Below are 15,127 nucleotides of genomic sequence, written 5' to 3' on the forward strand. Positions count from 1 at the left end.
CGGGCGATGGGTTTGTTCACCGTCGCGGAGGCACGCGACGAACTGGCGCGGCTGCGTCCGGTCCTCGACGAGCTGGTGCGCGTCCGGGCCGACGCGGCCGAGCTCGCGGCGTCGCTGCGCCCGGGCGGGCGGGCCACCGAGCTGGGCGGGCTGCCCGAGTGGAAGGCCGCCCAGGCCCGGCTCGACGACCTGATGACGACGGTCCAGCGCACCGGCGCCGAGCTCAAGGGGTTCGCGCCGCTGCTGGTCGACTTCCCGGCCGAGCTCGACGGCACCGACGTGCTGCTGTGCTGGCTCGAAGGTGATCGCGAGCTGGGCTGGTACCACCGCGCCGACCTGGGCTTCGCGGGGCGCCGGCCGCTGAAAATCGCTGGTCCGCCCGGCTAGGTTGGGGTCCGTGGACCACGAATCGAGGGCGGCCCTCTTCGACGGCACGGCCGAGCACTACGACGAAGACACCTTCCACGCCCAGGTGGCGGACGCACTGGTCGAGCCGCTCGCTCCCGGGCCGCAGCTCGTGCTGGACGTTGCCACGGGGACCGGCTTCGCGGCGTACGCGGCTCTGCTGCTGAAGCCGGAGCGCGTGCTGGCTGTCGATCTTTCGCCGGCGATGGTCGCTCGCGCGACGGCGAAGGCGCCCACCCTGGATCCGTCGGGGCTGATCACGTGGCAGGTCGGGCCGGCGGTGCCGATGCCGGCGCCGGACGGGTCGGCCGATGTGGTGCTGTGCGCGTCCTCGCTGCACTTCCTGGGGGCGGTCGCGTTCGCCGACTGGCTGCGCGTGCTGAAGCCGGGCGGGCGCCTGGCGTTCTCGGTCGTGTCGGGGGCGCGGTTCCGGCCTTCGGGGGCCTTCGCGGAGTTCGTGCCGAGGGACATCACGTTCCCGACCGACGAAACCGAGGCGGCGGCGCTGGCTTCGTCGGCCGGGTTCGCAGACGCTTCGGCATGGACGTTCACGGTGGACGGCGGGGACCGGGTGCGGAGCGTGTTCGTGGTCCACGCCACGGCCCCGTGAGAGTCAGCCGTTGTAGTGGACCTCGCCACGGGTCGCCGGGCCGTCCGGCGACCCGCAGTGCTGGACGAAGGTGACGTCCACGCCGGTCGCGTCGAGGCGGTCGATCGTGAAGTCCGCGTACGGGTCGCCGCAGCCGAAGTTGCCGCTGACCACGAAGATCCCCGGCGTGGTCAGCGCCGGGTCGCTCTGGCCGCGGTAGCGCGCGCCGGTGTACGTGCCGGTGTGCAGAGCCTCCCCCGCCGGGGCGCTCAGCTCGACGCGCAGGTCCTTCAGCCCCGACTGGACGTCGATCTTCAGCCTGCCGTCGTACTCCCAGACGGCGATCTCGTCGCCCGGCGCCGCGTAGTGGGCGCTGCCCTGCAGCGGCCAAGCGCCGTCTTCCGAGGTGTAGTCCACCGTCTGCACCGGGTCCGCCGAAGCGGCCGGCACGAGCGCCAAGCCCAGCCCGGCCGCCGCCGTCAGGACCACGCACGCACGACGAAGTGAATTCACGGAACCTCCCCCAGTTCGAGCCGCGCACCGCGGCACTGCCGATCATGCTGCCAGTGCCCGTGATGACCGAATAGGGGGTTTCTACTCACTTGTGCAGCGACGCGCCCTTGAGGATCTTGTCCACCGCGTTCTTCGGGCCGTGCACCGCCAGCCCGGCCAGCGCCAGCTTCTCGCCCGGCACCGCGCGGACCGCCGCCCGGTTGTCGACGTCGTTGCCCGTGTGGAACAGCTCGTCGGTGAAGATCGAGATCCGCAGGCCGCGGCCCAGCGCGCGGGTGTGCGCCGCGGTCAGGACGTCCGCCGTGCCCGAGAAGACCAGCACCGGCTGGCCGAACATCGGCAGGTACTCCGTGTCGTCGGCGTCGAGGTACGGCTCGCCCATCAGCTCCGGCGTCACGTGGGCGATCCCGCTCACCAGGAACGCGGTGACGTTGAGCCGCTGCCAGGACGCCAGGTCGTCGCGGAGCAGGACGGCGATCTTCGTGTCGAAGGAACTCATGCTCCGAAGACTCGCCCGCCGGCCACCGCCGCGTCTTGTACGTTCTTGACATGGAGGCACGCGTCTCGGCTTGGCGGCCGGCGGTCCCGGGGATCGCCGAGGTCTTCCACGCGCGCTTCATCACGCACGCCTACCCGCTGCACACGCACGACACGTGGACGCTGCTGATCGTCGACGACGGCGTCATCCGCTACGACCTCGACCGCCACCACCACGGCGCGCTCGGCCCGGCCGTGACGCTGCTGCCGCCGAACGTCGCGCACGACGGGCGCGCCGCGACCAGCCACGGCTTCCGCAAGCGCGTGCTCTACCTGGAGACGTCGGTGCTGGGCGAGGACCTCGTCGGCGCGGCGGTCGACCGGCCGAGCGTCGCGGACGGGCTGCTGCGCACCCGGATCCACCAGCTGCACGCGTCGCTGACCGAGCCGGGTGACGCGCTCGAGGCCGAAAGCCGGCTCGCGCTCGTCGCCGAGCGGCTGCGCACGCACTTGGGCCGGCCGGCCACGCACCCGCCGAAGCGGGGGCTCGCCGACGACCTGCGGGACCTGCTCGACGCGAAGCTGCCCGAAGCGCTGACGCTGGCCGAAGCGGCCGAGACGCTGGGGGCGCACCCGGCGCACCTCGTCCGCTGCTTCGGGGCGCGGTTCGGCCTGCCGCCGCACCGCTACCTGACGGGCCGCCGCGTCGACCGCGCACGCCGGCTGCTGCTCGACGGTGCCCCGGCGGCCGACGTGGCAGCCGCCACCGGGTTCTCCGATCAAGCTCACTTGACCCGGCATTTCAAGCGGTACCTGGGCACGACGCCGTCGCGGTACTCGAAGGCTCGGTGACCTGCCTGCCGGTTGTGTCAAGATGACCGCATGCTGCGCGAACTGCACCTGACCGGCGACCCGGCCGCCGACAAGCTGCTCAACGACGACCCGTTCGCCCTGCTCGTCGGCATGCTCCTCGACCAGCAGTACCCGATGGAGCACGCCTTCGCCGGCCCGCGGAAGATCGCCGACCGGATGGACGGGTTCTCCCTCGCGAAGATCGCCGCGACCGACGTCGAGAAGTTCGTCGAGATGTGCGTGGTGCCGCCCGCCATCCACCGCTACGGCGGCTCGATGGCCCGCCGCGTCCACGCGCTCGCGCAGCACATCATCGAGAACTACGACGGCCGGACCGAGGGGCTCTGGCTCGACGGCCGCCCGAAGCCCGACGGCCCGGAAGTCCTGAAGCGGCTGCGGGCGCTGCCGGGGTTCGGCGAGCAGAAGGCGAAGATCTTCCTGGCCCTGCTGGGCAAGCAGCGCGGCATCCAGCCGAAGGGCTGGCGCGAGGCGGCCGGGGCGTACGGCGACCGCGGCTCGCGCCGGTCGATCGCCGACGTCACGAGCGCCGAGACGCTGGCCGAGGTCCGTGCGTTCAAGAAGGCCGCCAAGGCCGCGGCCAAGGCGGGTTAGCGCACCCAGACGCGCAGCGGGCCGAGCGGCCGCGCGCCGTGGGCCAGCGCGACCTCCAGCGCGTCGCCGTGTTCGTAGCCGGCCACCGGGGCGCCCGGGAAGGCTGCCGCCACCGCCGCGACCGCGCCGGGCCAGCCCTCGTCCGGCCCCGTGAAGTTCGACAGCCCGACCACGCCGTCACCGCGATGGGCCACGACCGCGTTCTCGCCGCGGGACAGCAGCGCCACCGAGGGCCCCCATGGTGAAGCGGTGCGCTGCCAGCCCGGCTCGGGAACGCCGGGGCCGCACGCGATCCACGTCGCCTCGAACAGCACCGAGAAGCCCGGCAGTTCCAGCGTCGCGAAACTGTCCTTCACCGAGCACCCGGACGAGCCGTCGACGAACGGGAGAACGTCGGCGGCCGTGGCGGAGGGATCGAGCGTCACCGCGTCCGGGTAGTACCGCGGGGTGCGCCGCGGGTGGGTCCAGGCCCGCGGGCCGAACCGCCCGCCGGGGCAGACCGCCGCGCACCAGGACGCGTTCTCGGCCGCCGCTAGCGCTGCGCGAACCACAGGACGTCCGGCTCGCCGCGGGGGACCTCGACCGGGACCTCGCACACCTTCCCGAAGTGCGCGCGAAGCCGCGCGGCGAACACCGGGGCCGCGCCGGCGCTCCACACCGCCAGCACGCCTCCCGGGTTCAGCAGCCCGGCCAAGCGCGCCAGCCCGGCCTCGGAATACAGGTGGGCGTTGCCTTCCGTGACCGTCCACTCGGGACCGTTGTCGATGTCGAGGCACAGCGCGTCGAAGCGTTCGGAGGTCCCGGAAAGCCACGGGACCAGATCCGCCTCCACCAGCCGCACCCGGGGGTCGGCCAGCGCGTCGGCGTGCACCGTCCGAAGTGGACCCGAGCGGTTCCAGGCGATCACCGCCGGCTCGCGTTCCACCACCACGACGGACGCCGCTCCCCCGTCGAGCGCCGCGCGGAGGGAGAACCCCACGCCCAAGCCGCCGATCAGCACGCTCGCCCCCGGCGACAGGGCACCCGTCACCAGGAGGCGCTCGGATTCGCCGTTGCGCGTGTCCATCAGGAAAACGCCGTTCTCGATCACTTCGAACGCATCCCCGTCGCGCCGCAGGACCAGCTCGCCGCCCCGGCCCCGGGCGGTCTCCACCACCTCGACCACGCTTCGACCTTCTCACAGCAGGCCAGCGAGTTTGTACAGAACCAGGCTCCCCGCCACCGCGACGTCGAGACTGGCGCCGGTGCCCCCATCGGGATCTCGACGACGGTGTCCAGCAGGTCGAGGACCTCCGGCGGGATGCCGGTCCGCTCGTGGCCGAGCACGGCGATCGTGCGGCCGCGGGCGGCCGGGAGGTCCGCCGGCCGCACCGCTTCCTCCGCCAGTTCGACGCCGACCACGCGCGTGCCGGCCACCCGTTCGCGCGCCAGCCGGCCGGGCGGATCGTGCACCCAAGTGCACGCATGCCGGGCACCGCACCGTGTTTCCGCGCCGCAACGCCTCGGGTACCCAGGGGAACCGCGGCACCGCGAGGCACGCACCGACCGCGTCGCAGGTGCGCAGGAGCGTGCCCAGGTTCGCGCCGTGCAACGGCCACAGCGGGACTTCCGCAGTTCGCGGGGCGTGCGGACCCGGACAGCGGGGCTCACCGGCGCCGAGGCGCGGCGCCTCCGGATTCGCTGATCATGCCGGGATTCTAACCCGTTCGCCGGGACCGCCGAACGATCCGCGCTCCTACTCTGGACACGGAGGTGAAGCCCATGCATGCAGGAGTGGGAGACGAAATCCAGGTACACGGCCGTACCGTCGGGTCGGCCGAGCAGCGCGGCGAGATCCTCGAAGTCCGCGGGCCCGACGGCGCCCCGCCCTACCTGGTGCGGTTCGCCGACGGGCACGAAGCGCTCGTCTACCCGGGCCCGGACTGCGAAGTCCAGGCCCACGCCGATTAGCCGAAGGGCACCTTCCTCGCAGGTGATGAGCCGGGAGTCGCCTTCAGCTCACCACCTGCGCCGAAGGGCACTTCAGCCCACCGCGACCTCTTCCCGCGGGGCGCGGACCCGGCCCCACGCGGTGCCGACGAGCACCAGCGCCGCCAGGGTCAGCGCCGCCGCGACCTCGGGCAGCACCAGCGGCCCGCCGGACGTCAGCACCGCGCCCCCGACCACGCCGGACAGCCCGACGCCGAGGTAGATCGCCGACGCGTTGAGCGAGAGCACCAGGCCCGCGTGGCCCGGGGCCAGCTCGATCAGCCGGTGCTGCACCGGCGGGCTGAACGACCACGTCGCCATGCCCCACACGAACAGCGCGACGCCGGCCGCGATCGGCGTCGCCGTCGCGATCGGCAGCAGCGCCATGACGACGGTGATCGCGGCCGTCACGACGAGCAGCGGCGCGCGCGAACCCCAGCGGTCGGCCGCTCGGCCGCCGGCGAAGTTGCCGACCGCGCCGCCGACGCCGTAGCAGAAGAGCAGCACCGTGACCGCCGTGCCGTGGAGGCCCGCGGTGGCCGCCAGCAGCGGGGACACGAACGTGTAGACCATGAACGCGGCGAGGCACCCGAGGACCGTCACGGCCAGCATGACGAGCACTCGCGGGTCGCGACCGGCGGCGAACCGCTCGGCCAGGGTGACCCGCGGCGGCGCGGCGACCGACGGCAGTGCCATCCGCACGGCCAGCGCGCTCGCCAGCGAGAACGCCGCAACCAGCGCGAACGCCGTCCGGTAGCCGAGGTGCTGCGAGATGAGGCTGCCCAGCGGCACGCCGAAGATGAGCGCGACGGTCAGGCCGCCGAACACGAGCGCGATCGCGCGGCCCCGGCGATCCGGGCTGGTCAGCTGGGCCGCCACGGCACTCGCCGCGGGGGTGAACACCGCGGCACCGATCGCGGTCACCACCCGGGCCAGCAGGAGCGTGCCGTAGCCGGGCGCGAGCGCGGCGAACAGGTTGCCCGCGGCGGTGACGGCGAGCGCGGCGACCAGCAGCGTCCGCCGCTCCCAGGTGCCGGTGACGGCGGCGAAGAGCGGTGAGCCGACCGCGTAGGCGATGGCGAAGGCGGTGACGAGCTGCGCCGCGGCGGTGGCCGAGACGTGCAGCTCGCCGGTCAGCGCCGGCAGCAGCCCGGCAACGATGTAACCGCTGGTCCCGACGCCGAACGCGCCGAAGGCCAGCACCGAGATCCTCGAGGACGAGGGTGTGGACATGGGTGGGTCCCCCCAAGGGATCGGGCGATTGGTTCGATGAACGTCGTAGTTCGACGACCACCGTACTACGTCCCTCCGGCAATTTCGATCGGCGTCGTACAATGGGCTCATGGTCAAGACCGCCGCGCTGCCGCCGATCGTTCACCCGGAGCTGGACGAGATCACCGTCGAAGGCGTACTCCGCGCCCTCGCCGACCCGGTACGCCTGGCGATCGTGCGGCAGCTCGCGGCCGCGGAGCACGAGATCGCGTGCGGCGGGCTGACCGTGCCGGTGACGAAGTCCACACTCACCCACCACCTGAGCATCCTGCGCCAGGCCGGCGTCGTGGCGGGCCGCCAGGAGGGGACCACCCGGTTCAACTCGTTGCGCCGCAACGACCTCGACGCCCTGTTCCCCGGCCTCCTGGACGGCGTTCTCGCCGCCCGTCGCTGATCTCGCCGTTACGGTGTGGATCGTCACCCGATATCAGGATGACAACGACCCCCCTCGCTTGTTGGACTGTGCGTAGGACAGCCCACGGCGCTGGGGCCGCATGGCTGTCTTCTTTTGTGTCCACGAACTGAACCGATCCAGTACCTGCGACTGAGACGGCTAAGTAATCGTTTACCCACCTTGGAAGGAGTGCCGTGCCCGTCGCGCTGCTCGCGCTCGCCATCGGAGCTTTCGGCATCGGGACCACCGAGTTCGTCATGATGGGCGTGCTGCCCCAGGCAGCCGCCGACTTCGGCGTCGACATCCCGACCGCCGGCTACCTCATCTCCGCCTACGCACTGGGTGTCGTCGTCGGCGCCCCGCTGCTCACCGCGGTCGCCGTCCGGCTGCCGCGCAAGACCATGCTGCTGGCCATGATGGGCCTGTTCACGCTGGGCAACGCCCTCTTCGCGCTCTCCCCCAACCAGGAGTTCGGCGTCGCCTTCCGGTTCCTCGCCGGACTGCCGCACGGCGCGTTCTTCGGCGCGGGCGCGGTGGTCGCGTCCAGCCTCGTCGGCCCCGGCCGGCGCGCGAAGGCCGTGTCGATGATGTTCCTCGGCCTGACCCTGGCGAACGTCATCGGCGTGCCGCTGGGCACGCTGCTCGGCCAGCGGGTCGGCTGGCGCGCCACCTTCGGCGTCGTCGCCGTGATCGGCCTGGTCGCCGCCGCGGCCATCGCGAAGCTGGTGCCCCACCAGGGCCGGCCCGCGGAGGCCTCGCTGCGCAGCGAGCTCGGTGCGTTCAAGCGGCCGCAGGTGCACCTCGCGCTGGCGATCGTCACGTTCGGACTCGGCGGTGTCTTCGCCTGCCTGTCCTACATCACGCCGATGCTGACCGACGTCGCCGGCTACTCGCCGTCGAACGTCACCCTGCTGCTGTCGCTGGCCGGGGTCGGCATGACGATCGGCAACCTGCTCGGCGGCCGCCTGGCCGACCGCGCGCTGATGCCGGGCCTCTACGCCGCGCTGCTGGCGCTGGCCTGCGTGCTGGGCATCTTCACGATCACCGCGCAGGGCAAGGTCGGCGCCGCGATCACGATCTTCTTCGTCGGCGTCGCCGGGTTCATGATCGGCCCGATGATGCAGGCGCGGATCATGGAGAAAGCGGGCGGCACTCCGTCCCTGGTGTCGGCCGCCGTCCAGTCCGCGTTCAACATCGCCAACTCGATCGGCGCGTACCTGGGCGGCCTGGTCATCGCCGGCGGCCTCGGCCTGGTCGCCCCCAACTGGGTCGGCGCGCTGCTGGCGGTCTTCGGCCTGACCCTGGCGATCGTCTCGGGCACCCTGGACCGCCGCGAAGCCCGCACCACCCTGGCTCTCACCTCTTGAGATAAGCGTCCCAAACGACGCATCTTTCTCGACGAAAGTTCTAAGTACGGCGGCTTAGCTGGAGGCGAGGGGGCCGCCGATGATCGTCAGGGCCACGTACAGCACGGCCGCCGCGAGCCCGGTGTAGGTCACGATGTCCACGACCTTGCCGCGGATCGCGAGCAGCCCGGCCCTGGCGGTCGGCAGCACCGCCCGCAGCACCGCGGCGAGGAGGAGTGCGGCGCCGATCAGCGCCGCGCCCTCCCGCCAGTGGTACTGGACGATCCGCAGCGCGGCGACGGCCACCACCAGCAGCACCACCGCGAACGGGAGCTGGGCGAACCGGGCCTGCCTGCCCCGGCGGTCGTGGACGTCCCGCCGGTCCTCGGTCATCGTCATCGGCCCCGGACCGAGCGTTCCGCCGCTTCGACGACGTTGCTGACGAGCATCGCCCGGGTCATCGGCCCGACCCCGCCGGGGTTCGGCGAGATCCAGCCCGCGACCTCGGCCACGTCCGGGTGAACATCGCCGGTGAGCTTGCCGTCCACGTGGGACACGCCCACGTCGAGCACCGCGGCGCCCGGGGCGACCATGTCCGGCGTGATGATCCCCGGCACCCCGGCCGCGGCGACCACGATGTCCGCGCGGCGGACCTCGGCGGCCAGGTCGCGGGTGCCCGTGTGGCACAGGGTGACGGTGGAGTTCTCGCTGCGGCGGGTCAGCAGCAGGCCCAGCGTGCGGCCGACGGTGATGCCGCGGCCGACGACCGTGACGCGCGCGCCGTTCAGCTCGACGCCGTGGCGCTTGAGCAGCTCGATGATCCCGTACGGCGTGCACGGCAGTGCACCCTGCTGGCCGAGCACCAGCCGGCCGAGGCTGACCGGGGCGAGGCCGTCGGCGTCCTTCTCCGGGTCGATGCGCTCGAGCACGCGGTTCGCGTCGAGGTGCTTCGGCAGCGGCAGCTGGACGATGTAGCCGTGGCACGTGGGATCGGCGTTCAGCTCGTCGACGACGGCTTCGAGCTTCTCCTGGGTGATGTCGGCCGGCAGGTCGCGGCGGATCGAGTTGATCCCGATCTTGCCGCTGTCGGCGTGCTTCATCCGCACGTACGAGTGCGACCCCGGGTCGTCGCCGACCAGGACGGTGCCCAGGCCCGGCGTCACCCCCTTCGCGGCCAGCGCCGCGACGCGCGGCCCGAGCTCCGCGAAAATGGCGTTCTTGGTGGCCTTGCCGTCGAGAATCTTCGCCGTCACGACGCCCATTCTGGCAAAGCGACCCCCGCGCGTCGCTTCCAGGCGCGGGTGGTCGCAGCCCGTAGAGTGATCGTCACCCCCACACGGTCCACTCGCGACGCTGGCCGCGATCAACCTGTGATCTACCGCACGTTGCATCACGCGAGGTCAGACCGTGTGCCGCCGGGTCGCCGAGCGGCAAAACCCACATGCGGGGTGCACAGGCGCGCGCGAACAGTCAAAATGTCCCCGTGGCACAACCGACGACGCAGCTGAACGCGACCGAGCAGGACACCCTGGTCAAGCAGATCGGACTTGCCCTGCTCCGTGCCGCCCCGCGCGACTGGCGCAAGGTCACCGCGGAGTACCGAGCCGTCGGGAGGTACCACGAGCTCACCGGCGAGATCGTCACCGAGGACGGCACGGTGCACGAGTGGCTCGCGACGCACGACATCGCGACCCTCTTCGGCAGGCTGCGCGGTGGCATGTACCGCGACGGCCGCGGAACGTGGTTCAACGCGCGCTACCAGCTCGACCACCCGTCCAGCTACAACCTCGAGTACAACCGTGACGAGCCGGTGTGGAACCTCGCGCCGCCGCCACAGGCCTATTCGGACGAGCTGCGGATGTTCCCCCGCACCGAGGAGAACGTGCCCGAGTGGCTGATCCGGCGGATGTCCGGGCTCGGCCCGGAGCAGCCCGGACCGCACTTCCGGATCGCCCGGATCTTCGACACGATCGGCCCCGCCGGCCGCCCGGTGATCAACCGCCCCGACCTCGAGGTCGAGGAGCAGGACCGGCTGCTGGAGTACCTCGACCACGCGCCGTTGGTCGTCACCGAGCGCGGCTACGACATCGACCGGCTGGCCGCGACCCCCGAGGCCACCGTCCCGGTCGCCTTCCACAGCGACGGCCAGTGGATCTGGCCCGCCGCCGTGAACTTCTACCTGCGCAAGTACGGCGTTTCGCCGGAATCGGACCTGGTCGAGCACGTCCGGGCGGTCGGCTTCACGCCGCCGCCGGTCGACGAGCCGACACTGCAGGCCGCCGGCGCGTACCTGACCCGGGGCAACCAGCCGCCCCCGCAGCAGCAGCGCCCGGCCGGGCCGCCGCCGCAGGGCCCGCCGCCCCAGCAGGCGCCCGCGGGACCGCCGCCGACCATGGTCGCGCCGGCCCCGCCGGTCGTGCCGCCGCAGCAGCACCAGGAGCCGCCCGCGCCGGTGGAAGCGGCGCACGCCGCCGAGCCGGACGCGCCGGCCGAGGAGCACGCCTACGCCGATGAGGCCGAGTTCGCCGAAGAGGGCTACGACGACCAGGAGTTCGACGACCGCTTCGCCGAGGAGGACTCCTACGGCGAAGAGGAGTACGAGCACCCCGAGCACGCCGTCGGCTCGAACGGCACGTCGCCGGAGCCGAACCGGGTGCCCGACCTCGAGGAGACCGCGGAGTACGTGCCCGACCAGCCGATCGGGCACGAGGAAGAGCCGCGCGACGGCGAGCACGCCGCGGGCCGGCCCGCCCACGAGGACGAGGGCGGCTTCGACGGCGAGCAGTTCCCGGAGCCGGCCGCCCACCGCCAGGACGACGCGCACCCGGCGTTCGACGCCGGTTCCCGGCGGGACGACGAGCCTTCGCACGCGGCCTTCCAGCCCGATGAGGAAGAGCCGTCGCACGCGGCCTTCCAGCCCGCCCAGGACGAGCCCGCACACGCCGCGTTCCAGCCCGGGCAGCAGCCGGAGCCCCCGGCCTTCCCGCCGCCGGGCCGGCCCCGGCCGGACGAGCCGTCCCACGGCGGGTTCCAGCCGCCGGAGCGCGCCGCGTTCGACCCCGGACCGCCGACCATGATCACCCAGCCCGAGGTGCCCGGCGTGCTGCCGGTGCCGGAGCCACCGGCACCCCAGCCCCGGTCCCAGCCCGAGCCCGCGGAGCCGCCCGCCGCGCCGGCGCCCCGCTCGGGCCGCCGCGCGCTGCGCCGCGAGACCCCCGACCACCCCGTGCTCGCCGGCCTGCAGAGCAAGCTGGACGAGCTCGAGGTGCCCGAAAGCGGCTACAAGCTGGGCGAGCCCGCCGAGCACGGGTGGAGCGTCGAGCAGGTCGACGAGGGCTGGCGCGTCGGCTGGTACGACGGCAAGCTCAGCAACCCCGCGGTGTTCGGCGACGCCGAAGACGCGGCCGCGTTCATGCTCGGCAAGCTGCTGCTCAACCCGGAGGGCCACGTGCCCGAGCCGGAACCCGAGCCCGAACCGGAGCCGGAGCCCGAGCCGGAACCGAAGCCGCAGCGGGTCGTCGCGACGCTGTCGCCGGAGGTCGCGACCGGGTCGTACCCGGTCCGCAAGCCCGAGCCGGTGCCCGCCCAGGAGCAGACGGCGTTCACGAGCGCCGATGAGCTGTTCGGCGACCTGGAAGACGACGAGCCCCCGGCCCCGCCGCGCCAGCCCGCCCCGCCCGCGCCGGTCCCGGCCGGACCGGGACCCCAGGCGGCGCAGCAGCAGACCGGACCGCCGCCCGCGGCCCCCGCGCCGCTCCGGCGTGAGCCGCCGTCGGCGCCGACCGTCCTGGCCGCCCCGGTGCCGCAGGGCGCCCCGCCGGTGCCGCCGCCCGCCGCACCGCCCGCGCCGCCGCGTCGTGAGGAGCCGGCCCGCCCGGCCGTCAACGGCGGTGGTGGCGGCAACCAGCAGCAGTGGCCGATCGGGCCGATGGCCGGGGAGCCGCCGCTGACGCTGTTCCGCGGCAAGGAGCTGCGCGAGCTGCCCGCGGGCAGCGAGCTGGACCGCTTCGGCGGGCCGAACGGCAACCTGACGTACGCGGCCGGCACGCCGTTCGCCGAGCGGTCGCTGGTGCCCGAGTGGGTGAACCGGCCGTACCACGTCTACCGCGTGCAGCGACCGCTCGAGGCGCTGGCCGGCGTCGCGATCCCGTGGTTCAACCAGCCGGGCGGCGGGTCGGCGTACCTGCTCCCGGCGTCGATCGAGGAGCTCGTCGCCGAAGGCGACCTGATCGAGCTCGACCCGGGCGAACCCCCGATCGACTGATTTCCGTCCCGCGAAGGCCCGGTAGCCCGTCTGCCGGGCCTTCGTGCGTTCAGCGGATGACGAGCCCGTGGGCGGCGGCGAAGGCGATGGCCGTCTCGACGTCGACCTCGGCACCCCGCAGATCGGCCTGGACCAAGGCGTTCGCGTCCAGACGCGCACCGCGCAGGTCCGCGCCGTCGAGCTTCGCGGCCTGGAGGCGGGCGCCGGTCAGGTCGCTGGCGCGCAGGTCGGCGCCCGCGAGGTCGGCCTCGGTCAGGTTGGCTTCGCGCAGCCGCAGCCCGGACAGGCCCAGCTTGCGCAGCCGCGCCTTCGCGAGCGACGCCAGCGAGAGGTCGCACTCGGTCAGGGCGATGCCGGCGAACCCGCACTCGGCGAACGACGAGCCGAGCAGCGAACACGACGTCCAGCGGCTTTCGACGAGCACCGAGCGGTCGAAGGTGCACGACCGGAACGCGGAAGCGTCGTGCCGCGAGCGGGAAAGATCGGCCCGGCTGAACAGGCAGTCGTCGAAGGTGCAGCCGCGCGTCCGCAGCCCGCTCAGGTCCGCCCCGGTGAAGTCGCACCCGGTGAACCGGCGCTTTTCCCACCACTGCCCGGACAACACCGCTTCGCGGTAGTCCTCCCCCGTCTCCAACACGGCCCCCAGGGTGCCACACGCGCGGTCAGAGCTTCGCACCCTGGACGTAGTTCATCGCCTCGACGTACTCGGGCAGGTGCGCGCGCCGCGCCATTTCGGCTTCGTCCAGGTTCTCCAGGCGGGTCTGGATCCACCACAGGTTGCCGAAGGGATCGCGCACGCGCCCGACGCGGTCGCCGAAGAACAAGACCGTCTGGCGGGTCACCTCGATCGCCCCCGCTTCGATCGCGCGTCGCTGGGTTTCTTCGCTGTCCGGCACGTAAAGCCGCAGGAACGCCGGGGTCGCCGCCCCGTCGTCCGGCGAGTCGAATGCCATCACGACCGCGTCGCCGATGCGGACCTCCGCGTGGCCGATCTTCCCGTCTTCGCCGACGACGCGGCCGAGCTCCTCGGCGCCGAAGGCCTGCTTCAGGAAGTCGAGCAGGCCGGCGGTGTCGTGGCCGATGATCCACGGGGTGACCGTTGTGTAGCCGTCGGGAACCATGTTTCCTCCTCAGTCGGTGTGGCCCCCGACCGTAAGCTCGAAGTAGGTCAGTTCCTGACCGCTGCATACTGGGCGCATGGGAGTTCCGCTGCGGCCGCTGGCGGTCGCCGGGGCGCGGTCGGTGTACCTCGAAGTCGCGCCGCCCGCCGCGCTGGCCGGCGTCCTGGCCTGCGGCTGGCACGGGCGCACCGGCTGGGCGCGGCCGCTGCGCGCGCTCCCGGACGGCTGCGCGGACCTCGTCTGGGACGGCGACGCGCTCACCGTGGTCGTCACCGTCGGCACTCCCCTGCGCTTGTGGGTCCCGGCGGCGGCGTCCCGCGTCGGCGTACGGCTGCGGTGCGGCGCCGCGGCCGCCGTGCTCGGCACGTCCATGCCGGAGCTGCCGGCCGTGACGAGGCTGAGCGACCTCTGGGGTGCGGACGCCCGGCACGCCGAAGAAACCCTGGCGACGACCGCCGATCCCTTGGCACAGCGCGGAATCCTCGAAGCGCTCGTCGCTCGCCGGCGAGCGACGCCGGACCGGCGGGTGCTGGCTGCCGTGCAAGCCCTCGGCGCGACCACGCGGACGTCCGAGGTCGCCGTCGGGCTCAGCGAACGCGCGCTGCGGCGGCACTTCGTCCACGCGGTCGGCGCCGGGCCGAAGCAGCTGCACCGCGTCCGGCGGTTCCAGCGGTTCCTGCGCCTTCTGGAGTCGCTCGCGGCCGGGCGGACGTCGCTGGCCGGCGTCGCCGCCGAGCTCGGGTACGCCGACCAGTCCCACCTCGGCCGCGAATGCCGCCGCCTGTCGGGTTCTTCCCCCGCCGCGCTCGTGCGGGTGGCCGAAAAGTTCCAGACGGCACCGCGGCCCGCGCGCCACGATCTTCCGCATGTTCCGAGTCACGATCGCGGTGCGCGCTGACGACCTCGACGTCAACGGCCACGTCCGCGGCCCGGCCTACCTCGCCTACGCCGACCACGCGCGCTGGGTGTGCGTGCGGGCCGCGGGCATCGACCCGGGAGCGCTGGCCGCGCGCCGGATCGGCCCGGTGAACCTGGAGACGACCGTGCGGTTCCACCGCGAGCTCGTCCCGGGCAGCGAGGTCTCGGTCAGCTGCGTGTTCCAGTGGGGCTCAGGCAAAACTTCCCGCGTGGAACAGGAGTTCCACGCGCCGGATGGCACGCACGTCGCCTCGGTGTCATCGGTGTCGGGTCTGCTCGACCTCGACCGGCGCCGGCTGCTCCCCGACCCCGGGGCGTACTGGCAGGAGCTGGCCGCGCACCCCGAACTGCTGGGCCTGGCGCCGAAAACGACGTGAGCTTTCCCGGCCCGCTCAC

The 15,127-nt window shown here is 73.0% G+C and carries 20 protein-coding genes; 10 read left to right on the forward strand and 10 right to left on the reverse strand.

The genetic code is table 11. The features are described from left to right. The first annotated feature begins 6 nt into the window (after nucleotides 1-6). Nucleotides 7-387 carry a DUF2203 domain-containing protein gene (locus QRX60_RS07185; protein WP_286000015.1) on the forward strand — a complete coding sequence of 127 codons (381 nt, stop codon included), beginning with the start codon at nucleotides 7-9 and terminating at the stop codon, nucleotides 385-387. Between the two features lie 10 nt (nucleotides 388-397). Continuing rightward, on the forward strand, nucleotides 398-1,015 hold the full coding sequence (locus tag QRX60_RS07190) for a class I SAM-dependent methyltransferase (protein ID WP_286000016.1): 618 nt from the start codon (nucleotides 398-400) through the stop codon (nucleotides 1,013-1,015). A 3-nt stretch (nucleotides 1,016-1,018) separates the two neighbouring features. On the opposite strand, the gene QRX60_RS07195 is transcribed toward QRX60_RS07190, so the two are convergent. Both QRX60_RS07195 and QRX60_RS07200 read right to left on the reverse strand, forming a co-directional pair. Further along, nucleotides 1,019-1,507, reverse strand: a complete 489-nt coding sequence (locus QRX60_RS07195) for a hypothetical protein (RefSeq protein WP_286000017.1) — start codon at nucleotides 1,505-1,507, stop codon at nucleotides 1,019-1,021. A gap of 85 nt (nucleotides 1,508-1,592) precedes the next feature. Next, the gene (locus QRX60_RS07200) at nucleotides 1,593-2,006 is read right to left on the reverse strand and encodes a DUF2000 domain-containing protein (RefSeq protein WP_286000018.1); all 414 of its coding nucleotides are present in this window, start codon (nucleotides 2,004-2,006) and stop codon (nucleotides 1,593-1,595) included. 50 nt (nucleotides 2,007-2,056) lie between these two features. Between QRX60_RS07200 and QRX60_RS07205 the strand changes: the two genes are divergently transcribed. Together QRX60_RS07205 and QRX60_RS07210 are read left to right on the forward strand one after the other, a co-directional pair. Continuing rightward, the gene (locus QRX60_RS07205) at nucleotides 2,057-2,836 is read left to right on the forward strand and encodes a helix-turn-helix transcriptional regulator (RefSeq protein ID WP_286000019.1); all 780 of its coding nucleotides are present in this window, start codon (nucleotides 2,057-2,059) and stop codon (nucleotides 2,834-2,836) included. A 30-nt stretch (nucleotides 2,837-2,866) separates the two neighbouring features. Further along, nucleotides 2,867-3,448 carry an HhH-GPD-type base excision DNA repair protein gene (locus QRX60_RS07210; RefSeq protein ID WP_286000020.1) on the forward strand — a complete coding sequence of 194 codons (582 nt, stop codon included), beginning with the start codon at nucleotides 2,867-2,869 and terminating at the stop codon, nucleotides 3,446-3,448. On the opposite strand, the gene QRX60_RS07215 is transcribed toward QRX60_RS07210, so the two are convergent. From QRX60_RS07215 to QRX60_RS07225, 3 genes are read right to left on the reverse strand one after another with little or no spacing between them, the layout of a single operon-like run. After that, the gene (locus QRX60_RS07215) at nucleotides 3,445-3,999 is read right to left on the reverse strand and encodes a hypothetical protein (protein WP_286000021.1); all 555 of its coding nucleotides are present in this window, start codon (nucleotides 3,997-3,999) and stop codon (nucleotides 3,445-3,447) included. The two genes, QRX60_RS07210 and QRX60_RS07215, sit on opposite strands and share 4 nt — an antisense overlap. Further along, a complete protein-coding gene (locus tag QRX60_RS07220) occupies nucleotides 3,981-4,613 on the reverse strand; it encodes a spermidine synthase family protein (RefSeq protein ID WP_286000022.1) in 633 nt (210 codons plus the stop codon). Before QRX60_RS07220 ends, QRX60_RS07215 begins: the two co-directional genes overlap by 19 nt. Then, a complete protein-coding gene (locus QRX60_RS07225) occupies nucleotides 4,535-4,900 on the reverse strand; it encodes a TrmH family RNA methyltransferase (protein WP_286000023.1) in 366 nt (121 codons plus the stop codon). The genes QRX60_RS07220 and QRX60_RS07225 overlap by 79 nt, the downstream gene beginning before the upstream one ends. 309 nt (nucleotides 4,901-5,209) lie before the next feature. On the opposite strand from QRX60_RS07225, the gene QRX60_RS07230 reads away from it, so the two are divergent. Beyond that, nucleotides 5,210-5,398 (forward strand): DUF1918 domain-containing protein, encoded by a 189-nt coding sequence (locus tag QRX60_RS07230; RefSeq protein WP_284745509.1) that lies wholly within the window; start codon nucleotides 5,210-5,212, stop codon nucleotides 5,396-5,398. 72 nt (nucleotides 5,399-5,470) lie between these two features. On the opposite strand, the gene QRX60_RS07235 is transcribed toward QRX60_RS07230, so the two are convergent. Beyond that, the gene (locus QRX60_RS07235; RefSeq protein WP_286000024.1) at nucleotides 5,471-6,649 is read right to left on the reverse strand and encodes an MFS transporter; all 1,179 of its coding nucleotides are present in this window, start codon (nucleotides 6,647-6,649) and stop codon (nucleotides 5,471-5,473) included. A gap of 109 nt (nucleotides 6,650-6,758) precedes the next feature. Here QRX60_RS07235 and QRX60_RS07240 point away from each other — a divergent pair, with 109 nt between their 5' ends. Together QRX60_RS07240 and QRX60_RS07245 are read left to right on the forward strand one after the other, a co-directional pair. After that, entirely contained in the window at nucleotides 6,759-7,082 is a 324-nt protein-coding gene (locus QRX60_RS07240; protein ID WP_286000025.1) for an ArsR/SmtB family transcription factor, read from the forward strand. A gap of 194 nt (nucleotides 7,083-7,276) precedes the next feature. Next, nucleotides 7,277-8,449, forward strand: coding sequence for an MFS transporter (locus tag QRX60_RS07245; RefSeq protein WP_286000026.1), 1,173 nt, complete (start codon nucleotides 7,277-7,279; stop codon nucleotides 8,447-8,449). A 54-nt stretch (nucleotides 8,450-8,503) separates the two neighbouring features. Here the strand turns inward: QRX60_RS07245 and QRX60_RS07250 are convergent, their stop codons facing one another. Beyond that, nucleotides 8,504-8,827 (reverse strand): DUF3017 domain-containing protein, encoded by a 324-nt coding sequence (locus QRX60_RS07250; protein ID WP_286000027.1) that lies wholly within the window; start codon nucleotides 8,825-8,827, stop codon nucleotides 8,504-8,506. Further along, a complete protein-coding gene (locus QRX60_RS07255; protein WP_286000028.1) occupies nucleotides 8,824-9,681 on the reverse strand; it encodes a bifunctional methylenetetrahydrofolate dehydrogenase/methenyltetrahydrofolate cyclohydrolase in 858 nt (285 codons plus the stop codon). The genes QRX60_RS07250 and QRX60_RS07255 overlap by 4 nt, the downstream gene beginning before the upstream one ends. 188 nt (nucleotides 9,682-9,869) lie before the next feature. Between QRX60_RS07255 and QRX60_RS07260 the strand changes: the two genes are divergently transcribed. Continuing rightward, entirely contained in the window at nucleotides 9,870-12,692 is a 2,823-nt protein-coding gene (locus tag QRX60_RS07260; RefSeq protein WP_286000029.1) for a glycohydrolase toxin TNT-related protein, read from the forward strand. A 49-nt stretch (nucleotides 12,693-12,741) separates the two neighbouring features. On the opposite strand, the gene QRX60_RS07265 is transcribed toward QRX60_RS07260, so the two are convergent. Together QRX60_RS07265 and QRX60_RS07270 are read right to left on the reverse strand one after the other, a co-directional pair. After that, nucleotides 12,742-13,329, reverse strand: a complete 588-nt coding sequence (locus QRX60_RS07265; protein WP_286000030.1) for a pentapeptide repeat-containing protein — start codon at nucleotides 13,327-13,329, stop codon at nucleotides 12,742-12,744. Between the two features lie 25 nt (nucleotides 13,330-13,354). Further along, nucleotides 13,355-13,813 carry a VOC family protein gene (locus QRX60_RS07270; protein WP_286000031.1) on the reverse strand — a complete coding sequence of 153 codons (459 nt, stop codon included), beginning with the start codon at nucleotides 13,811-13,813 and terminating at the stop codon, nucleotides 13,355-13,357. 76 nt (nucleotides 13,814-13,889) lie between these two features. Here QRX60_RS07270 and QRX60_RS07275 point away from each other — a divergent pair, with 76 nt between their 5' ends. Then, on the forward strand, nucleotides 13,890-14,711 hold the full coding sequence (locus QRX60_RS07275; RefSeq protein ID WP_286000032.1) for an AraC family transcriptional regulator: 822 nt from the start codon (nucleotides 13,890-13,892) through the stop codon (nucleotides 14,709-14,711). Then, nucleotides 14,680-15,108 (forward strand): acyl-CoA thioesterase, encoded by a 429-nt coding sequence (locus QRX60_RS07280; RefSeq protein WP_286000033.1) that lies wholly within the window; start codon nucleotides 14,680-14,682, stop codon nucleotides 15,106-15,108. Before QRX60_RS07275 ends, QRX60_RS07280 begins: the two co-directional genes overlap by 32 nt. The last annotated feature ends 19 nt before the right edge of the window (nucleotides 15,109-15,127 follow it).

Origin of the sequence: Amycolatopsis mongoliensis, assembly GCF_030285665.1 — a bacterium.
Lineage (GTDB): Bacteria > Actinomycetota > Actinomycetes > Mycobacteriales > Pseudonocardiaceae > Amycolatopsis > Amycolatopsis mongoliensis.

Bases quoted from the DNA above. Each gene is read 5' to 3' on its own strand.
- QRX60_RS07250 (WP_286000027.1), bottom strand. From the start codon at position 8,827: ATGACGATGACCGAGGACCGGCGGGACGTCCACGACCGCCGGGGCAGG.
- QRX60_RS07210 (WP_286000020.1), top strand. From the start codon at position 2,867: ATGCTGCGCGAACTGCACCTGACCGGCGACCCGGCCGCCGACAAGCTG.
- QRX60_RS07270 (WP_286000031.1), bottom strand. From the start codon at position 13,813: ATGGTTCCCGACGGCTACACAACGGTCACCCCGTGGATCATCGGCCAC.
- QRX60_RS07260 (WP_286000029.1), top strand. From the start codon at position 9,870: ATGCGGGGTGCACAGGCGCGCGCGAACAGTCAAAATGTCCCCGTGGCA.
- QRX60_RS07200 (WP_286000018.1), bottom strand. From the start codon at position 2,006: ATGAGTTCCTTCGACACGAAGATCGCCGTCCTGCTCCGCGACGACCTG.
- QRX60_RS07230 (WP_284745509.1), top strand. From the start codon at position 5,210: ATGCATGCAGGAGTGGGAGACGAAATCCAGGTACACGGCCGTACCGTC.
- QRX60_RS07205 (WP_286000019.1), top strand. From the start codon at position 2,057: ATGGAGGCACGCGTCTCGGCTTGGCGGCCGGCGGTCCCGGGGATCGCC.
- QRX60_RS07240 (WP_286000025.1), top strand. From the start codon at position 6,759: ATGGTCAAGACCGCCGCGCTGCCGCCGATCGTTCACCCGGAGCTGGAC.
- QRX60_RS07235 (WP_286000024.1), bottom strand. From the start codon at position 6,649: ATGTCCACACCCTCGTCCTCGAGGATCTCGGTGCTGGCCTTCGGCGCG.
- QRX60_RS07280 (WP_286000033.1), top strand. From the start codon at position 14,680: ATGTTCCGAGTCACGATCGCGGTGCGCGCTGACGACCTCGACGTCAAC.
- QRX60_RS07275 (WP_286000032.1), top strand. From the start codon at position 13,890: ATGGGAGTTCCGCTGCGGCCGCTGGCGGTCGCCGGGGCGCGGTCGGTG.
- QRX60_RS07185 (WP_286000015.1), top strand. From the start codon at position 7: ATGGGTTTGTTCACCGTCGCGGAGGCACGCGACGAACTGGCGCGGCTG.